Annotated in this window: 12 protein-coding genes; 5 read left to right on the top strand and 7 right to left on the bottom strand. The window is 65.8% G+C overall.

Translation table 11 applies throughout. The features are described from left to right. Positions 1 to 81: 81 nt before the first annotated feature. The 6 genes from A3A5_RS0136520 to A3A5_RS0136495 all read right to left on the bottom strand — a co-directional run bounded on the left by A3A5_RS0136520 (position 82) and on the right by A3A5_RS0136495 (position 7,037). On the bottom strand, positions 82 to 795 hold the full coding sequence (locus A3A5_RS0136520) for an ABC transporter ATP-binding protein (RefSeq protein ID WP_018315377.1): 714 nt from the start codon (positions 793 to 795) through the stop codon (positions 82 to 84). Then, positions 795 to 1,568, bottom strand: a complete 774-nt coding sequence (locus tag A3A5_RS0136515; protein WP_018315376.1) for an ABC transporter ATP-binding protein — start codon at positions 1,566 to 1,568, stop codon at positions 795 to 797. The genes A3A5_RS0136520 and A3A5_RS0136515 overlap by 1 nt, the downstream gene beginning before the upstream one ends. Beyond that, on the bottom strand, positions 1,565 to 2,878 hold the full coding sequence (locus A3A5_RS0136510) for a branched-chain amino acid ABC transporter permease (RefSeq protein WP_026201490.1): 1,314 nt from the start codon (positions 2,876 to 2,878) through the stop codon (positions 1,565 to 1,567). The genes A3A5_RS0136515 and A3A5_RS0136510 overlap by 4 nt, the downstream gene beginning before the upstream one ends. Positions 2,879 to 2,882: 4 nt before the next feature. Beyond that, entirely contained in the window at positions 2,883 to 3,830 is a 948-nt protein-coding gene (locus A3A5_RS0136505) for a branched-chain amino acid ABC transporter permease (protein ID WP_010810051.1), read from the bottom strand. A 190-nt stretch (positions 3,831 to 4,020) separates the two neighbouring features. Continuing rightward, complete coding sequence (locus A3A5_RS0136500) at positions 4,021 to 5,271, bottom strand: branched-chain amino acid ABC transporter substrate-binding protein (protein ID WP_018315374.1); 1,251 nt, start codon at positions 5,269 to 5,271, stop codon at positions 4,021 to 4,023. A gap of 140 nt (positions 5,272 to 5,411) precedes the next feature. Then, positions 5,412 to 7,037: a 3-(methylthio)propionyl-CoA ligase gene (locus A3A5_RS0136495; RefSeq protein ID WP_026201489.1), complete on the bottom strand. Its 1,626-nt coding sequence runs from the start codon at positions 7,035 to 7,037 to the stop codon at positions 5,412 to 5,414. 455 nt (positions 7,038 to 7,492) lie between these two features. On the opposite strand from A3A5_RS0136495, the gene A3A5_RS0136490 reads away from it, so the two are divergent. From A3A5_RS0136490 to A3A5_RS0136470, 5 genes are all read left to right on the top strand, one after another. Then, positions 7,493 to 9,064 carry a YdiU family protein gene (locus A3A5_RS0136490; protein WP_026201488.1) on the top strand — a complete coding sequence of 524 codons (1,572 nt, stop codon included), beginning with the start codon at positions 7,493 to 7,495 and terminating at the stop codon, positions 9,062 to 9,064. Positions 9,065 to 9,179: 115 nt separating this feature from the next. After that, complete coding sequence (msrB, locus tag A3A5_RS0136485) at positions 9,180 to 9,644, top strand: peptide-methionine (R)-S-oxide reductase MsrB (RefSeq protein ID WP_018315371.1); 465 nt, start codon at positions 9,180 to 9,182, stop codon at positions 9,642 to 9,644. A 37-nt stretch (positions 9,645 to 9,681) separates the two neighbouring features. Then, a complete protein-coding gene (locus A3A5_RS0136480; protein WP_018315370.1) occupies positions 9,682 to 10,221 on the top strand; it encodes a septation protein A in 540 nt (179 codons plus the stop codon). 41 nt (positions 10,222 to 10,262) lie between these two features. Continuing rightward, positions 10,263 to 10,574 (top strand): BolA family transcriptional regulator, encoded by a 312-nt coding sequence (locus A3A5_RS0136475; protein WP_018315369.1) that lies wholly within the window; start codon positions 10,263 to 10,265, stop codon positions 10,572 to 10,574. A 4-nt stretch (positions 10,575 to 10,578) separates the two neighbouring features. Continuing rightward, a complete protein-coding gene (locus tag A3A5_RS0136470) occupies positions 10,579 to 11,373 on the top strand; it encodes a peptidylprolyl isomerase (protein ID WP_018315368.1) in 795 nt (264 codons plus the stop codon). Positions 11,374 to 12,476: 1,103 nt separating this feature from the next. On the opposite strand, the gene purL is transcribed toward A3A5_RS0136470, so the two are convergent. Beyond that, positions 12,477 to 16,523 (bottom strand): phosphoribosylformylglycinamidine synthase, encoded by a 4,047-nt coding sequence (gene purL, locus A3A5_RS0136460; protein ID WP_018315366.1) that lies wholly within the window; start codon positions 16,521 to 16,523, stop codon positions 12,477 to 12,479. Positions 16,524 to 16,593: the final 70 nt, after the last annotated feature.

Genomic DNA, 16,593 nt, shown 5'->3' with positions numbered 1-16,593 from the left:
GTCAGCATGCCGAAGCGCCCCGCGCCCAGCGCGCCGTAGTGGTTGTGCGCCTTGGTGTAGTACTCCATGGTGAGCGCCGGATCAGACCTCCAGCCACTCCTTTCTCACCTGCGAGTTGGCCTTCAGTTCGGCGGGCGTGCCTTCGAACACGATGTGCCCGTGCCCCATCACGTAGACGCGCTGGGAAATGTCCAGTGCGATCGCCAGCTTCTGCTCGATCAGCAGCACGGAAATACCCCGCTCTTTCAGCGTCTTCAGGTAGTCCCCGACCAATGCCACGATCATCGGCGCCAGGCCTTCGGTCGGTTCGTCGATCAGCACCAGGTCGGGATCGCCCATCAGGGTGCGGCACAGCGTCAGCATCTGCTGCTCGCCGCCGGAGAGCACGCCGGCCGAGGTGTTCTCGCGCTCCTTCAGCCGCGGGAACATATTGAACATGTCTTCGACGGTCCAGCGCGGCTTGGCCTGCCGTGGGTTGCGCTTCTCCCCCAGCAGCAAATTCTGCCGCACCGTCAGCGTCGGAAAGATATCCCGGTTCTCAGGCACATAGCCAATCCCAAGGTGCGCGATTTCGAAGGTACGCCGCCCCAGGATCTCTTCGTCGCGAAACCGCACCGAGCCCTCGGCCTTGACCATCCCGAGGATGGCCTTCGCCATGGTCGAGCGCCCCACCCCGTTGCGGCCCAGCAGCGCGACGATCTCGCCTTCGTCGATATGCGCGTCCACGCCATGGAGGATGTGGCTCTTGCCGTAGTAGGCGTGCAGGCCCCCGACATTCAGCATGCGCTTGCCCATCAGTGCGCTCCTTCGGTGGCGTCTTCGTCGAGGGTGGTGCCCAGGTAAGCCTCCTTGACCTTGCGGTTGTTGCGGATGGCCTGCGGGGTGTCCGTGGCGATCACTTCGCCGTAGACCAGCACTGAAATCCGGTCGGCCAGGCCGAACACCACGCTCATGTCGTGCTCCACCATCACCAGCGTCTTGCCGACGGTGACCTTGCGGATCAGTTCGACCGCGTGATCGGACTCGGAGCGGCTCATGCCCGCGGTGGGCTCGTCCAGCAGGATCACCTCGGCGCCACCCGCGATGGTGATGCCGATCTCCAGCGCACGCTGCTCGGCATAGGTCAGCAGGCCCGCCTGGCTATCGCGGCGGTGCTGCATGCCAATCAGCTCCAGCACCTCGTCGGCGCGCTCGCGCGTGTCGCGCAGGCCCGTGAGCCGGTGCCAGAACGAATACCTGTAGCCGAGCGACCACAGCACCGCGCAGCGCAGGTTCTCGAACACCGACAGCCGATGGAAGATGTTGGTGATCTGGAAGCTGCGCGACAGCCCCATGCGGTTGATCACGAACGGCTGCAGCCCGCCGATCTCCTCGCCGTTCAGGCGCACCGTGCCGCTGGTCGGCGCAAAGCGCCCCGAGATCAGGTTGAAGGTGGTCGACTTGCCCGCCCCGTTCGGCCCGATCAGCGCATGGCGCTCACCCTTCGGGATGCTCAGGTTCACGCCGCGGATGATCTCCGTCTGGCCGAACTTCTTGCGTACATCGGTCAGTTCCAGTGCCGCTGTCATGCCCTGCCTCCTACGATTTCCATCTGTACCTTGTCCCACGCGCTGCGCACCCGCGCCGCCGCCAGGCGCCACGCGAACAGGCCAGCCGCCCACAGCGCGGCCGCCACCAGCCATGGCGTCCAGGTTGCGGCATCGAAGCCGACGCCGAACAGCGACATCGCGGTGCCGTTGGCGCTGTCGACCTGCACCTTGTAAACCAGCTCGACCGTCAGGATCAAGGCCAGCAGCAGCACCACGCCGGCGCCGCCGGCACGCGCGTAGGACGGCAGCATGCGGCCCAGCTTGCCCTTGCCCAGCAGCGGCATCTGCATCAGTAGCAGGCTGGCCAGCCCGCCCGGCACGAACATCACCATCAGCACGAAGAACAGGCCCAGGTACAGCAGCCAGGCCTTGGTCAGGTCCGACAGCGCCACCGCGAACAGCACGAACACCACCGCGCCGATGATGGGCCCGAAGAACACGCCTGCGCCGCCGATGAACACCGCCAGCAGCACGCCGCCAGAGCGCACCGCGCTGACGTTCTCGGCCGAGACGATCTCGAAGTTGATGGCGCCCAGCGCCCCGGCGATACCCGCGAAGAATGCCGACAGGATCAGCACCAGGTAGCGCACGCGCTGGGTGTTGTAGCCGATGAACTCGACCCGCTCGGGGTTGTCGCGCACGGCGTTGGCGATGCGGCCCAGCGGCGTCTGCGTCCAGGCGTACATCGCCACCATCGACAGCAGGCACCACGCCGCGATCAGGTAGTACACCTGGCGCCCCGGCCCGAAGGTGATGCCCAGGAACGGGTCGCCGACCACGCGGTTGGTGGAGATGCCGCCCTCGCCGCCGAAGAACTCCGGGAACATCAGCGAACTGGCGAACACCATCTCGCCGATGCCCATGGTGATCATGGCAAAGGTGGTGCCGGACTTCTTGGTGGTGACGTAGCCAAAGATCACGCCAAAGAAGGCACCCGCCAGGCCGCCCACCAGCGGCAGCATCGACACCGGCAGCCAGACCTTGCCCGCCCCGACCATATTCAGCACATGCACGGCGATAAACGCGCCCAGACCGGAGTAGACCGCGTGGCCGAACGACAGCATGCCGGTCTGCCCGAGCAGCATGTTGTATGACAGCGCGAAGATGATCATGATGCCCATCTGCGACATCAGCGTGATGGCGAAGCCCCCGGTGAAGATCAGCGGCAGCACCAGCATGACCAGCACGGTCAGGCTCCAGATGATCCAGCGCGCCAGGTTCAGCGGGCGGTAGCGCAGGGTGCGGCCGGTCACCACCGGCTCGCGGGGTTGTTGCATCGCTTGCTCCATGGTGTCAGCTCTCCCGGGTTCCCATCAGTCCACGCGGGCGGAAGATCAGCATCACCACCAGCAGCAGGTACGGCAGCACCGGCGCCACCTGGGCCACCGTGAGCTTCCACAAGGAATAGAACGGCGTGGCCTCGCTGACGGCCAGCCCGAGGCTGGTCATCAGGCCCGCCAGCGAGGCGTCGATGGTGACCGCGAAGGTCTGCAGCACGCCGATCAGGATCGACGCAATGAACGCGCCCACCAGCGACCCCATGCCGCCCACCACCGCCACCACGAACACGATCGACCCGACCGCCGCGGCCATCGACGGCTCGGTGACAAAGGCATTGCCGCCGATCACCCCGGCCAGCCCGGCCAGCGCGGCGCCGCCGCCAAACACCATCATGAACACGCGCGGCACGTTGTGGCCGAGCGCCTCGACCATTTCCGGGTGCGTCAGCGCGGCCTGGATCACCAGCCCGATGCGGGTACGCGTCAGCACCAGGTAGATCGCCACCAGCATGCCCAGCGACACCAGCATCATGAAGGCGCGGTACTTGGGGAAGGACGAGGTGAACACCGTGAACAGCGGCCCGTCCAGCTCCGCGGGAATCCGGTACGGCACCGCCGCCAGGCCCCACACCAGCTTGACGCCCTCCTCCATCAGATAGGCCAGGCCGAAGGTGAACAGCAGCTCGGCCACGTGTCCGTACTTGTGCACCGTGCGCAGGCCGAAGCGCTCCACCAGCGCGCCCGCGCCCGCCACCAGCAGCGGCGCGAAGATCAGCGCCGGCCAGAACCCGACCTTGCTGGCGATGGTGTAGGCAAAGTAGGCGCCCAGCATGTAGAAGCTGGCGTGGGCAAAGTTGAGCACGCCCATCATGCTGAAGATCAGCGTAAGGCCCGATGACAGCATGAACAGCAGCAGCCCGTAGCTGATGCCGTTCAGCAGTGAGATGACGAAGAATTCCACAGCGTGTCCTTCAAGCTGGCGCCGCCATGCGTGGGCATGCCGGCATCCGTCCGGTTGGATTGAGGGTGAGCGTCCCCCTCCGGGGGCGGATGCCCGCCCCGGACGCTCCCCGGTATCGACCGAAAAAGACCGAAAGTATGCAGGATCGGGCAGCCACTTTGTCAGCGTGGCCGGTCCGTCACGAACAGGATCAGCTCGGCCGCTTCATCTGGCAGGAGGTCGGCTGGGCCGACACGTACTGGTCCATCAGCGCGTTGGTCTTCCAGCCGTAGCCGGTGTTTTCCTGGTCGTACTTGATTTCCTTGCCATCCACCTTGCTCCAGGTGGCGACCACCAGCGGCTGCTGCGCCTGGTGATCCGAGTTGCGCATCTCGACCGTGCCGTTCATGCTGTCGACCTTGATGCCCTCGAGCGCCTTGGCAACCTTGATCGGATCGGTCGAGCCGGTGTCCTTGAAGGCCTTGGACAGCATGGCAATGCCGGTGTAGGAGGCCATCACGTAGAAGTCATCGTTGTACTTCTTCTTGAAGCCCTCGATGACATCAGCCCCCTTGAACCCCTTGTTGTTGGGGTTGTAGTAGCCGACATACTTGACGTGCTCGGCGCCGGCGGCGCCCATCGCCGTGGGCACGCCGGTGGTGCCGGCGTAGTAGGTGTAATAGTTGGCGGTCAGGCCGGCATCCTTGCCCGCCTTGATCAGCAGCGCCAGGTCGCTGCCCCAGTTGCCGGTGATCACGGTATCGGCGCCAGAAGCCTTGATCTTGGCCGCGTACGGGGCAAAGTCCTTGACCTGCGCCAGCGGGTGCAGGTCTTCACCCACGATCTGGATGTCCGGGCGCTTGCGCTTCAGGTAGTCCTTGGCGGCGCGCGCCACCTGATGGCCGAACGAGTAGTTCTGATTGATCAGGTAGACCTTCTTGACGTTCGGGTCCTTGGCCAGGTAGGTCGTCAGCGCCTCCATCTTCATGTCCGAGTTGGCGTCCAGCCGGAAATGCCAGAAATTGCACTTGGCATTGGTCATGTCCGGGTCCACCGCGGCGTAGTTCAGGTAGACGATCTCCTTGCCCGGGTTGCGCTCATTGTGCTTGGCCACCGCGTCCTGCAACGCCAGCCCGACCGACGAGCCGTTGCCCTGCACGATATAGCGGATGTTCTGATCGACCGCCTGCTTGAGGATGGTCAGGCTTTCCTGCGGCGATAGCTTGTTGTCAAAACCTACTACCTCGAACTTGTGCGCGCCGGCCCAGTTCTTCTGGTTGGCAATGTCGGCGACATACTGCCAGCTCTTGAGCTGGTTCTGCCCAACGGGAGCCATCAGCCCCGATAGCGGGTCAATGAAGGCGATCTTCACCGTATCCGCGAGTGCGGTACCTGAAACCAGCGCAGAACCCAGTGCGGCAAACACGGCCACACCGGCCACCAGCGGACGCATTTTGGTCATACCTGTCTCCTTCACTCTTGTCGTTGGCTTGTCGTCGGATTTGGCTGGCTGCGCGGCGTCCTCCTTGCCACGCCTTGCAGTCGGCCCCGAACACGCCATGCCGCAAGCAGGCATGGCGCACCGGAAAGCGCGTGCCGGCGTCAGGCGGTCGGCAGCTTGTAGTCCTTGAACTGCTCGCGCAGCTTGAGCTTCTGCATCTTGCCGGTGGCGGTCAGCGGGATCTCGGTGACAAAGGCCACGTCGTCCGGGATCCACCATTTGGCGACCTTGCCATCGAAGAACTGCAGCAGTTCTTCGCGGGTGACTTCGGCGCCGGGCTTCTTCACCACCACCAGCAGCGGGCGTTCATCCCACTTGGGGTGGTAGGCCGAGATGCAGGCCGCCATATGCACCGCGGGGTGCGCGGCGGCGACGTTCTCGATATCGATCGACGAGATCCATTCGCCGCCGGACTTGATCACGTCCTTGCTGCGGTCGGTGATCTGCATGAAGCCATCGGCGTCGATGGTGGCCACGTCGCCGGTCGGGAACCAGCCGTCGGCCAGCGGGTTGGCATCGTTGCGGAAGTAGCGCTCGATGATCCACGGCCCGCGCACCATCAGGTCGCCGAAGGCCTGGCCGTCCCACGGCAGCTCTTTGCCGTCGCCATCGACGATCTTCATGTCGACGCCGAAGATCACGCGGCCCTGCTTTTCCTGGATCTTGTGGCGGTCGGCGTCGGACAGGCCCTGGTGCTTGGCCAGCAGCTTGCACGACGTGCCCAGCGGCGACATCTCGGTCATGCCCCAGGCGTGGATCACCTCCACATCCAGCGCCTCGAGCGCGCGGATCATCGCCGGCGGCGCGGCCGAGCCGCCGATCACGGTGCGGCGGAAGGTGGAGAATTTGAGCTTGTTCGATTGCACGTGCTGGAGCAGGCCGAGCCACACCGTCGGCACGCCGGCGGAGAAGGTCACCTTTTCCTGTTCGAACAGTTCATAGATCGAGGCCCCGTCCAGCTTGGCACCCGGCAGCACCAGCTTGGCGCCGACCAGCGGCACCGAGTACGGCAGGCCCCAGGCATTGACGTGAAACATCGGCACCACGGGCAGGATCACGTCGCTGGCGGAGCAGCCCAGCGCGTCGGGGAGTGCCGACGCATACGAGTGCAGCACCGTCGAGCGGTGCGAATACAGCGCGCCCTTGGGGTTGCCGGTGGTGCCCGAGGTGTAGCACAGGCTCGACGCCTGGTTCTCGTCGAACTGGGACCATTCGTAGTTGCCGTCCTGCGCCTCGACCAGCTCCTCGTAGCACAGCAGCGGAACCCTGGATTCGGCCGGCATATGCGCGCGGTCGGTCATCGCCACCCAGCCCTTGACGTTGGGGCAGTGCGGCGCCACGCCCTCCACCAGCGGCAGGAAGGTCAGATCGAAGAAGATATAGCCATCTTCCGCATGGTTGACGATATAGGCAATCTGCTCGGGGAACAGGCGCGGGTTGATGGTGTGGCAGACGGCGCCCATGCCGGACACGCCGTAGTAGATCTCCAGGTGGCGGTAGCCGTTCCAGGCCAGCGTGCCGACGCGCTCGCCCTGCTTCACGCCCAGTGCGCCCAGCGCCTGCGCCAGCTTGCGGGCGCGCAGTTCGCAATCGCGGTACGTATAGCGATGCAGGTCGCCCTCCGTGCGCCGCGAGACGATCTCGGTGCTGCCGTAGTAACGCGCGGCGTGTTTGATGATGGAGGAAATGAGCAGCGGCGCGCTCATCATTTGACCCATCAATGCCATGAACCTGCCTCCTGAAAGTCTTGTGTAATCCGCCTGAAAACGAACAACCGTACTATTTTTTGGCGGTCGCTTCCATGCACCAAATCGGCCTCCGGCCGATCTCGTTGTGCACTGCCATACTGTCGTTGCGTTGCCGTCGGGGTTGCCGTCGGTATTGCCATCGGATTCGGGGCCGCAATTCTGCGGAAGTCCATGCACCGGATTCATGTGCGCACTGAAGGAAGAAAATAACCGTGCGGTGCATGGCGGCATGACCGGTGGAGCGCGGTCGAGTGCCGTTGAGGACGTACAATACTGCGTGGCATGTTGCACCTCAACATGTCGTTTTCCCTAGCCACCATCGCATTTCCGTGCCCCCGGCATGCCGCGCTGCGCCGCCTTTTACGCGGTTCGCGGGCACATGGATGACCACACGGATTTCGCACCGCCCCCTTGCGCCCCGGCGCCCTTACGCGATGCCAGACACGCCCCAGTCACTAACCCCACAGCCCTCCGACGCGGCCGCTCTGGCCACGCTGTCCGTGCCCTGGCGCACCGCGCCCGGTTTCGCCGAACTCGGCGCGCAGTTCTTCACGCGGCTGCGCCCGACGCCGCTGCCATCGCCCTACCTGGTGGGGGTGGCGCCGGCCGCGGCGGCCCTGCTCGGCTGGGATGCCGGCATCGGCAGCCAGCAGGACTTCATCGAAACCTTTATCGGCAACCAGGTGCCGGACTGGGCCGACCCGCTCGCCACCGTCTATTCCGGGCACCAGTTCGGGGTCTGGGCCGGCCAGCTCGGCGACGGCCGCGCGATCCGCCTGGCGCAGGCGCAGACCGAGACCGGCCCGTGGGAAATCCAGCTCAAGGGGGCTGGCCTCACGCCCTACTCGCGCATGGCCGACGGCCGCGCGGTGCTGCGCTCGTCGATCCGTGAATACCTGTGCTCCGAGGCCATGGCCGCGCTGGGCGTGCCGACCACGCGCGCGCTGTCGATCGTCGGCTCGGACGCGCCGGTGCGGCGCGAGACCATCGAGACCGCCGCGGTGGTGACCAGGCTGGCGCCGACCTTTGTCCGCTTCGGGCACTTCGAGCATTTCGCCGCGCACGACGACGTGGCCGCGCTGCGCAAGCTGGCGGATTTCGTCATCGACACCTTCATGCCGGCCTGCCGCGACGATGCCCAGCCCTACCAGGCGCTGCTGCGCGAGGTCTCGCTGCGCACCGCCGACCTGATCGCGCACTGGCAGGCGGTGGGCTTCTGCCACGGCGTGATGAACACCGACAATATGTCGATCCTGGGCCTGACCATCGACTACGGCCCATTTGGCTTCCTGGACGCATTCGACGCCAACCACATCTGCAACCACTCCGATACGCAGGGCCGCTACGCCTACAGCCAGCAGCCGCAGGTGGCGTTCTGGAACCTGCACTGCCTGGCGCAGGCGCTGCTGCCGCTGTGGCTGGCACCGGAGAATGCCGACAAAGAAGGCGCGCGCGATGCCGCCGTGGAAGCCGCGCGCGCGGCGCTGGACCCGTTCCGCGACCGCTATGCGGCGGCGTTCTTCCGCCACTACCGCGCCAAGCTGGGCCTGCGCCCGCCCGCCGGCGGCGATGACAAGAGCGATGAGCCGCTGCTGACCAGCCTGTTCCAGCTGCTGCACGGCCAACGCGTGGACTACACGCTGTTCTGGCGCAAGCTGTGCGGCATCTCGTCGACCGATGCCTCGCGCGATGCGCCGGTGCGCGACCTGTTCCTGGACCGCGCCGCCTTTGACACCTGGGTGGCCGACTACCGCGTGCGCCTGCGCGCCGACCAGTCGCACGATGCCGCCCGCGAACTGGAAATGCTGGCGGTCAACCCCAAGTACGTGCTGCGCAACCACCTGGCCGAAACCGCCATCCGGCACGCCCGCGACAAGGACTTCACCGAAGCGGACCGGCTGCTGGCGGTGCTGTCGCGCCCCTTCGACGAACAGCCGGAAGCGGAGCACTACGCGGCGCTGCCGCCGGACTGGGCTTCCGGCCTGGAGGTCAGTTGCTCGTCGTGACGCCATCTGATCCGCGCCCTGCATGCCGGCGCCAGCCGGTGTAAGGTTCGCGGAGTTCGCACGACCAATGCCTTAACTGAGGAACCCATCCGAGGAAGCCCTGCAAGGACAAACCATGACCACCACCAAGACCGACGCCGAGTGGCGTGAACAACTCTCCGACATCGAATACCGCGTGACCCGCGAGGCCGCCACCGAGCGCCCCTTCACCGGACGCTACTGGGACCACTGGGACAACGGCATCTACCACTGCGTGGGCTGCGGCACGCCGCTGTTCGAATCCGCCACCAAATTCGACGCCGGATGCGGCTGGCCCAGCTATTTCCGCGCCATCAATGGCGAGGTGATTGCCGAGCACGTGGACCACAGCCACGGCATGACGCGGGTGGAGGTACGCTGCAAGGAATGCGGCAGCCATCTGGGCCATGTCTTCGAGGATGGCCCCGCGCCGACCGGCCTGCGCTATTGCATCAACTCGGCTGCGCTAAAATTCGATGATCGCGACCCGGCACAGCGTGCGGCGGATGATGCCCACGCCGCCGGCAGCGGCGACGAACCCCGGCGCGACCCGCAGCGCTAATGCCCCGGCAAGGACGCCGGACACAACCTGGTACCGCATGAAATTCCTGTTCGACCTGTTCCCGGTCATCCTGTTTTTTGCCGCCTTCAAGCTGGCTGACATCTACACCGCCACCGCCGTGGCCATTGGCGCCACGGTATTGCAGATCGGCTGGGTCTGGTTCCGCCACCGCAAGGTCGAGCCGATGCAGTGGGTCAGCCTGCTGATCATCGCGGTCTTCGGCGGCGCCACGCTGGTGCTGCACAACGAGACCTTCATCAAGTGGAAGCCGACCGTGCTCTACTGGATGTTCGCGGTGGCGCTGCTGGGCTCGGTGATCGGCTGGCGCAAGAACCTGATCCGCGCCATGATGGAAAAACAGGTGACCCTGCCCGACCCGGTGTGGGCGCGCCTGAACGCCGCCTGGGCCGGCTTCTTTGCCGCCATGGGCGTGCTGAACCTGTACGTGGCCTACCAGTTCTCGACCGAAACCTGGGTCAACTTCAAGCTGTTCGGCAGCATGGGGCTGATGCTGGTGTTCATCGTCGCCCAGAGTGTCTGGCTGTCGCGCCACATGCCCGAGAACAGCCAGGACTGACGGCCCTGCCCCTGCATCCCCCGAACCGAAGGAAACCATTGATGGCAGCCGATCCCGCCACTATCGAGGCGATGCTGCGCGAAGCGCTCGCCCCCAGCCACCTGGCCGTGCGCGACGACAGCGCGCTGCACGCCGGACATGCCGGCGCCGCATCCGGCGGCGGACATTACGACGTGACAATCGTCAGCGAGCGCTTTACGGGTCACAGCCGGGTTGCACGACACCGCATGGTGTATGATGCGCTGCGCGGTTTGTTCCCCTCGCAGATCCACGCACTTGCCGTGACTGCGTTCACCGACCAAGAGTACCAATCCCGCGCACCACGCGATTCTTCCAGCAACTCTCAGACCTGATTCCATGAAGACCACCGTCCTCTCGTTCAGCCTGGCGGCTGTGCTTGCTGCCGGCAGCCTGCCGGCCATCGCCCAGAATGCCGCCGTCGTGAATGGCAAGGCCATTTCATCGGCAAAGCTGGACAAGTTGATCGCCGGCACCGGCCAGCCCGACAACCCGGAGCTGCGCTCGCGCGCCCGCAACATGCTGATCGACCGCGAACTGCTCGCGCAGGAAGCCAACAAGCGCGGCCTGACCCAGCGCGACGACGTGCAGGAACAACTGGAACAGGCCCGCCTGAACGTGCTGGCCGGCGCAGTGTTCGAAGACTACGTGAAGACCCACGGCGCCAGCGACGCCGAGTTGCGCAAGCAGTACGACAAGATCAAGTCGCAGTTCGGCAACGGCAAGGAATACCACGCCCGCCATATCCTGGTGGAAAAGGAAGCCGACGCCAAGGCCATCATCGCCAAGATCAAGGGCGGCGCCAAGTTCGAGGACATGGCCAAGGCCTCGTCCAAGGACCCGGGCTCGGCCGCCAACGGCGGCGACCTGGACTGGGCCAACAGCGGCAGCTACGTGCCTGAGTTCTCGGCAGCCATGACCGGCCTGAAGAAGGGCCAGCTGACCGATACCCCGGTCAAGACCCAGTTCGGCTGGCATATCATCGAACTGGTCGACATGCGCGACGCCAAGATCCCGTCGTTCGAAGAGGTCAAGCCGCAGCTGACGCAGATGCTGATGGGGGACCAGAACTGGCAGCGCGAGCAGTTCCAGGCCATGATGAAGTCACTGAAGGACAAGGCCAAGATCCAGTAAGGCACGGTCCGGTCGCCCCCCGCCGGTCCTGCAAGATTCAAGGATGCAGCGCGTGGAGTCGACTGGCCGTTACTGGCAACTCTGGCATCTCTCGTCCCGGGGCATGTGCTATTGCGCACTGGCCTGGGCGACCCTGGACGGCGCCGTCCCCGGCTGGCGCCAGCTCCATCCCTATCTCCCCTTGCGTGACCGTTACGCGCCCGAGAAGATCCTGCACGCCGTGGTGGCGTACAAGGAGGCTCGCGGCGAGATCAGGCCGCCTCCTGGTTTTGAAGCTGGGAGGATGCTGACTTATGCGTATGCGTCGTGGAGTTCGCGGCTTAGGGGGGGTGTATCTGGGTGAGGGTTGGTTTTTGGCGCTGCGGTTGGGTGTCGGGCTTGACTGGCGTGGGCTGTTTCGCCGGCGTAGCCGGCGAGTCACTTTTTGTCCGAGCGACAAAAAGTAACCAAAAAACGCGTCGCCTATGCGGCTGGCAATAAATTGCACGGCGTTGGTGGTTCGGGCGGTGGTGATTTCCGCCGATTTGTGTGGTGGTTCGAGCCAGCTACGCTCCCTGTCTGGTGCCTCCGTCCACGGACTATTGGACGAACCCGACTTTAGGTTGTTGGCAGCCTGCTAACCAGGTTATCGGTGGGACGCCTTCGGCTGCGCTGCGCGCACGCAGCATCTCAGGTCGGAGGCCCGGGCACGGAGTGCATCGCTGCGCTTGCACCGCGTGGTCGCGGATGACGCCGAACCCAACGCTGTTAGGACCTGGTCGGTCGCTCTGCTTAGGGCCGGCGCGCAGCGCAGCCGTAGGCGTCCCCCCGATGGCGGTCTTAGCAGGCTGCCAATCCCCTAAAGTCGGGTTCGTCCAATAGTCCGTGGACGCAGGCACCGGACAGGGGGCGTAGCCGGGTCGAACGGGCACCCACATCGAACGGAAATCACCGCCGCCCGAACTACCAACGCCGAGGAATGGATTGCCAGCCGCATAGGCGACGCGTTTTTTGGTTACTTTTTGTCGCTCGGACAAAAAGTGACCCGCCGGCTACGCCGGCGGAACAGCCCACGCCCGTCAAGCCCGACACCCAACCGCAGTGCCGGAGCCCCAAAACCCCCTTCACCCCACCCACTTCCTCGCATTCCGGAACATCCGCATCCACGGGCTGCCACCATCGGCAACCTGCTTCCAGGCGTCCGGCGCCCAGCTCATGGTCGCGGCACGGAACACGCGCTCCGGGTGCGGCATCAGCACGGTGAAGCGGCCGTCCACGGTCGTCACCGAGGTGATGCCGTCGGGCGAGCCGTTCGGGTTGAGCGGATAGGTCTGCGTGACCGCACCGTAGTTGTCGACAAAGCGCAGCGCCACGTGGGCCTGGTCGATATTGCCCTGCTGCGAGAAGTCGGCAAACCCTTCACCGTGGGCGACAACGATCGGAATGCGGCTGCCTTCCATGCCGGCGAAGAAGATCGACGGTGAGGACTGCACTTCCACGGTCACGTAGCGCGCTTCGTACTGTTCCGACTGGTTGCGCGTGAACTTGGGCCACGCACCGGCTCCCGGAATGATCGGGGCCAGGTTGCTCATCATCTGGCAGCCGTTGCACACGCCCAGCGCAAAGGTGTCCTGGCGGTTGAAGAAGGCAGCAAACTGCTCGGCCATCTGCCCGTTGAACAGGATGGTCTTGGCCCAGCCCTCGCCCGCGCCCAGCACGTCGCCGTAGCTGAAGCCGCCGCAGGCAACGAAACCGCTGAAGTCGGCCAGGTTGGCGCGGCCGGCGATCAGGTCGCTCATGTGCACGTCGTGCGTGTCAAAGCCGGCGCGGTCCATGCTGTACGCCATCTCGATCTGCGAGTTGACGCCCTGCTCGCGCAGGATCGCCACGCGCGGACGGGCGCCGGTGGCAATGAACGGTGCGGCGATGTCTTCGGCCGCATCGAAGGTCAGCACCGGGCTGATGCCGGGGTCGGCGGCGTCCAGCAGGCGGTCATATTCGCTGTCGGCGCAGGCCGGATTGTCGCGCAGGCGCGCGATGCGCCAGCTGACTTCGCTCCAGTTGCGCTGCAGGTCGGTGCGCGAGGCACCGAAGACTTTCTTGGCATCGCGGTAGACCTCGATCTGGTCGGTCGCGTTGAGCTTGCCCACCACGTGGCTGCAGGCCGACAGGCCGGCTTCGCGCAGCACCGCGAAGACCGTGTCGCGGTCTTCCATGCGCACCTGCACCACCGCGCCCAGCTCTTCCGCGAACAGCGCGCGCAGGGTCTGGTCGTTGCGGCGCTCGGCGATCTGCTGCGCCCAGTTCTTGGCGTCGCCGTAGTCCTGCTCCTGCTGCGGGTCCAGCGCCAGCATGTCGACGTTGAGCGAAACGCCGCAGTGGCCGGCAAAGGCCATCTCGGCCAGCGTGGCCAGGAAGCCGCCGTCGGAACGGTCGTGGTAGGCCAGCAGCTTGCCTTCGCGGTTCAGGCGCTGGATCACGTTGAAGAAGTTCTTCAGGTCTTCGGCGTTGTCGACGTCGGGGGCGCTGTCGCCCACCTGCTGCATCACCTGCGCCAGGATGCTGCCGGCCATGCGGTTCTTGCCGCGGCCCAGGTCGACGGCGATCAGCACGGTGTCGCCGGCATCGGTGCGCAGCTGCGGAGTCAGCGTACGGTTGACGTCGTCCACCGCGGCAAAGGCCGAGATGATCAGCGACACCGGCGCCACCACTTCCTTGTTGACGCCGTCGTCCTGCCACTTGGTGCGCATCGACAGCGAATCCTTGCCGACCGGGATGCTGATGCCCAGTGCGGGGCACAGCTCCATGCCGACGGCGTGCACGGTGTCATACAGCCTGGCGTCCTCGCCTTCCACGCCGCAAGCCGCCATCCAGTTGGCCGACAGCTTGACCTTGCCCAGGTCCTTGACCGGCGCGGCGGCCAGGTTGGTCAGGGCTTCGCCGATCGCCATGCGGCCTGAGGCAGGCGCGTTGATCACGGCCAGCGGCGTACGCTCGCCCATGGTCATGGCCTCGCCGGCGTTGCCCTGGTAGTCGAGCGTGGTCACGGCCACGTCGGCCACCGGCACCTGCCACGGGCCGACCATCTGGTCGCGCGCGTTCATGCCGCCCACGGTGCGGTCGCCAATGCTGATCAGGAACGATTTGCTGGCCACGGTCGGGTGGCGCAGCACGTCGCGCACGGCCTGCTCCAGGCTGATGCCGGTGACGTCAACGGCGGGCAGTGCCTCTTCCACGCGCTTGACGTCGCGGTGCATGCGCGGCGGCTTGCCCAGCAGCACGTCCATTGGCATGTTGACGGCGTAATGGTCCTTGAGCGCGGCGTCGACGCTGGCGTCGACCAGTTGCAGCTGCTTTTCTTCGGTAGCGATGCCCACCACGGCGAACGGCGAGCGCTCGCGCTGGCACATGGCCTGGAACTGCGGGAAGCTGTCCGGCGCGATCGCCAGCACATAACGCTCCTGCGACTCGTTGCACCAGATCTCGGCCGGCGACAGGCCGGACTCTTCCAGGTGCACCTGGCGCAGGTCGAAGCGCGCGCCGCGGTCGGCGCCGTCCACCAGTTCCGGGAAAGCGTTGGAGATGCCGCCCGCGCCGACGTCGTGGATCGACAGGATCGGGTTGGCGTCGCCCAGCTGCCAGCAGGCGTTGATCACCTCCTGCGCGCGGCGCTCCATCTCGGGGTTGCCGCGTTGGACCGAATCGAAGTCCAGGTCGGCGGTGTTGGTGCCGGTCGCCATCGAGCTGGCGGCGCCGCCGCCCATGCCGATGCGCATGCCCGGGCCGCCCAGCTGGATCAGCAGCGTGCCGGCCGGCAGCGGGTTCTTGTGCGTGTGCGCGGCATCGATGTTGCCGATGCCGCCGGCGATCATGATCGGCTTGTGGTAGCCGCGCACGGTGCCGCCCACGTTCTGCTCGTAGACACGGAAGTAGCCGCCCAGGTTGGCGCGGCCGAACTCGTTGTTGAAGGCGGCGCCGCCGAGCGGGCCGTCGATCATGATCTGCAGCGGCGAGGCGATGCGATCCGGCTTGCCGGTCACGCCAGGCTTGTCGTCGGGGTTGCGGTGCGCCACCGGCTGGGCGGCGTCGCGGTCGTTTTCCCAGGATTCGACCGCTTCGGGCAGCATCAGGTTGGACACCGTGAAGCCGGTCAGGCCGGCCTTGGGCTTGGCGCCGCGGCCGGTCGCGCCTTCGTCGCGGATTTCACCGCCGGCGCCGGTGGAGGCGCCCGGGAACGGCGAGATCGCGGTCGGGTGGTTGTGCGTCTCCACCTTCATCAGCGTGTGGGTCAGCGCCTCGTGGCGGCCGTACTTGTGGTCGTCGCCGCGCGGGAACCAGCGTTCGGCCACGTCGCCTTCCATCACCGCCGAGTTGTCCGAGTAGGCCACGATCGAGCCCTGTGGATTGAGCTGGTGCGTATTGCGGATCATCGCGAACAGCGACTTGTCCTGCTGCACGCCGTCGATGGTCCAGGTGGCGTTGAAGATCTTGTGGCGGCAGTGTTCGCTGTTGGCCTGCGCGAACATCATCAGCTCGACGTCGGTCGGGTTGCGCTCCAGCTTGGCATAGGCATCGACCAGGTAGTCGATCTCGTCCTCGGACAGCGCCAGGCCCATCTCGACGTTGGCCGCGGCCAGCGCGTTGCGCCCGGCCGAGATGTCGATAAAGCGCAGCGGCTTGGCCGGCAGTTCCTGGAACAGGCCGGCGGCGTCATCGCGCGTGGCGACCACGGTCTCGGTCATGCGGTCGAACAGGTGCGCGGCAACGGCCGCGCGGGTATCCGCGTCCAGCGACTTGCGCCCGCGCAGCAGGCCCTTCTTGCAGATTACGGTGATCTCGATGCCGCGCTCGATGCGGTGGATATGCGAGAGGCCGCAGTTATGGGCGATGTCGGTGGCCTTGCTGGCCCACGGCGAGATCGTGCCGAAGCGAGGGATCACCACGAAGCGGTCGCCGTCGGACGGCTCGTCGAACGGCGCGCCGTAGGTCAGCAGCGCCGCCACGCGGGACTGCTCTTCGGCCGACAGCGGCGTCTGTGCGTCAACAAAGTGCAGGAACTGGCCATGCACCGATTCAATATCGGCGTCGATCTGCCGCAGGGCGGTGAGCAGGCGTTGCTGACGGAAGGCGGAAAGCGCCAAAGCGCCGGGGAAGCACGAGAAATGCGCCATGATCGTAGCGGTCGGGAGGCGGTGAGGTAGGGGCTGCTGCTTAGCCGGCACCGCTGCATGGGGTGCCGAC

Origin of the sequence: Cupriavidus sp. UYPR2.512 (assembly GCF_000379565.1) — a bacterium.
Lineage (GTDB): Bacteria > Pseudomonadota > Gammaproteobacteria > Burkholderiales > Burkholderiaceae > Cupriavidus.
Note: the sequence above shows the minus strand (reverse complement) of the source record. Positions and strands in the feature narration are given on the sequence as shown.

Coding starts and splice junctions, on each gene's coding strand:
- A3A5_RS0136520 (WP_018315377.1), bottom strand. CDS start 795: ATGGGCAAGCGCATGCTGAATGTCGGGGGCCTGCACGCCTACTACGGC.
- A3A5_RS0136515 (WP_018315376.1), bottom strand. CDS start 1,568: ATGACAGCGGCACTGGAACTGACCGATGTACGCAAGAAGTTCGGCCAG.
- A3A5_RS0136510 (WP_026201490.1), bottom strand. CDS start 2,878: ATGGAGCAAGCGATGCAACAACCCCGCGAGCCGGTGGTGACCGGCCGC.
- A3A5_RS0136500 (WP_018315374.1), bottom strand. CDS start 5,271: ATGACCAAAATGCGTCCGCTGGTGGCCGGTGTGGCCGTGTTTGCCGCA.
- A3A5_RS0136495 (WP_026201489.1), bottom strand. CDS start 7,037: ATGGCATTGATGGGTCAAATGATGAGCGCGCCGCTGCTCATTTCCTCC.
- A3A5_RS0136490 (WP_026201488.1), top strand. CDS start 7,493: ATGCCAGACACGCCCCAGTCACTAACCCCACAGCCCTCCGACGCGGCC.
- msrB (WP_018315371.1), top strand. CDS start 9,180: ATGACCACCACCAAGACCGACGCCGAGTGGCGTGAACAACTCTCCGAC.
- A3A5_RS0136480 (WP_018315370.1), top strand. CDS start 9,682: ATGAAATTCCTGTTCGACCTGTTCCCGGTCATCCTGTTTTTTGCCGCC.
- A3A5_RS0136475 (WP_018315369.1), top strand. CDS start 10,263: ATGGCAGCCGATCCCGCCACTATCGAGGCGATGCTGCGCGAAGCGCTC.
- A3A5_RS0136470 (WP_018315368.1), top strand. CDS start 10,579: ATGAAGACCACCGTCCTCTCGTTCAGCCTGGCGGCTGTGCTTGCTGCC.
- purL (WP_018315366.1), bottom strand. CDS start 16,523: ATGGCGCATTTCTCGTGCTTCCCCGGCGCTTTGGCGCTTTCCGCCTTC.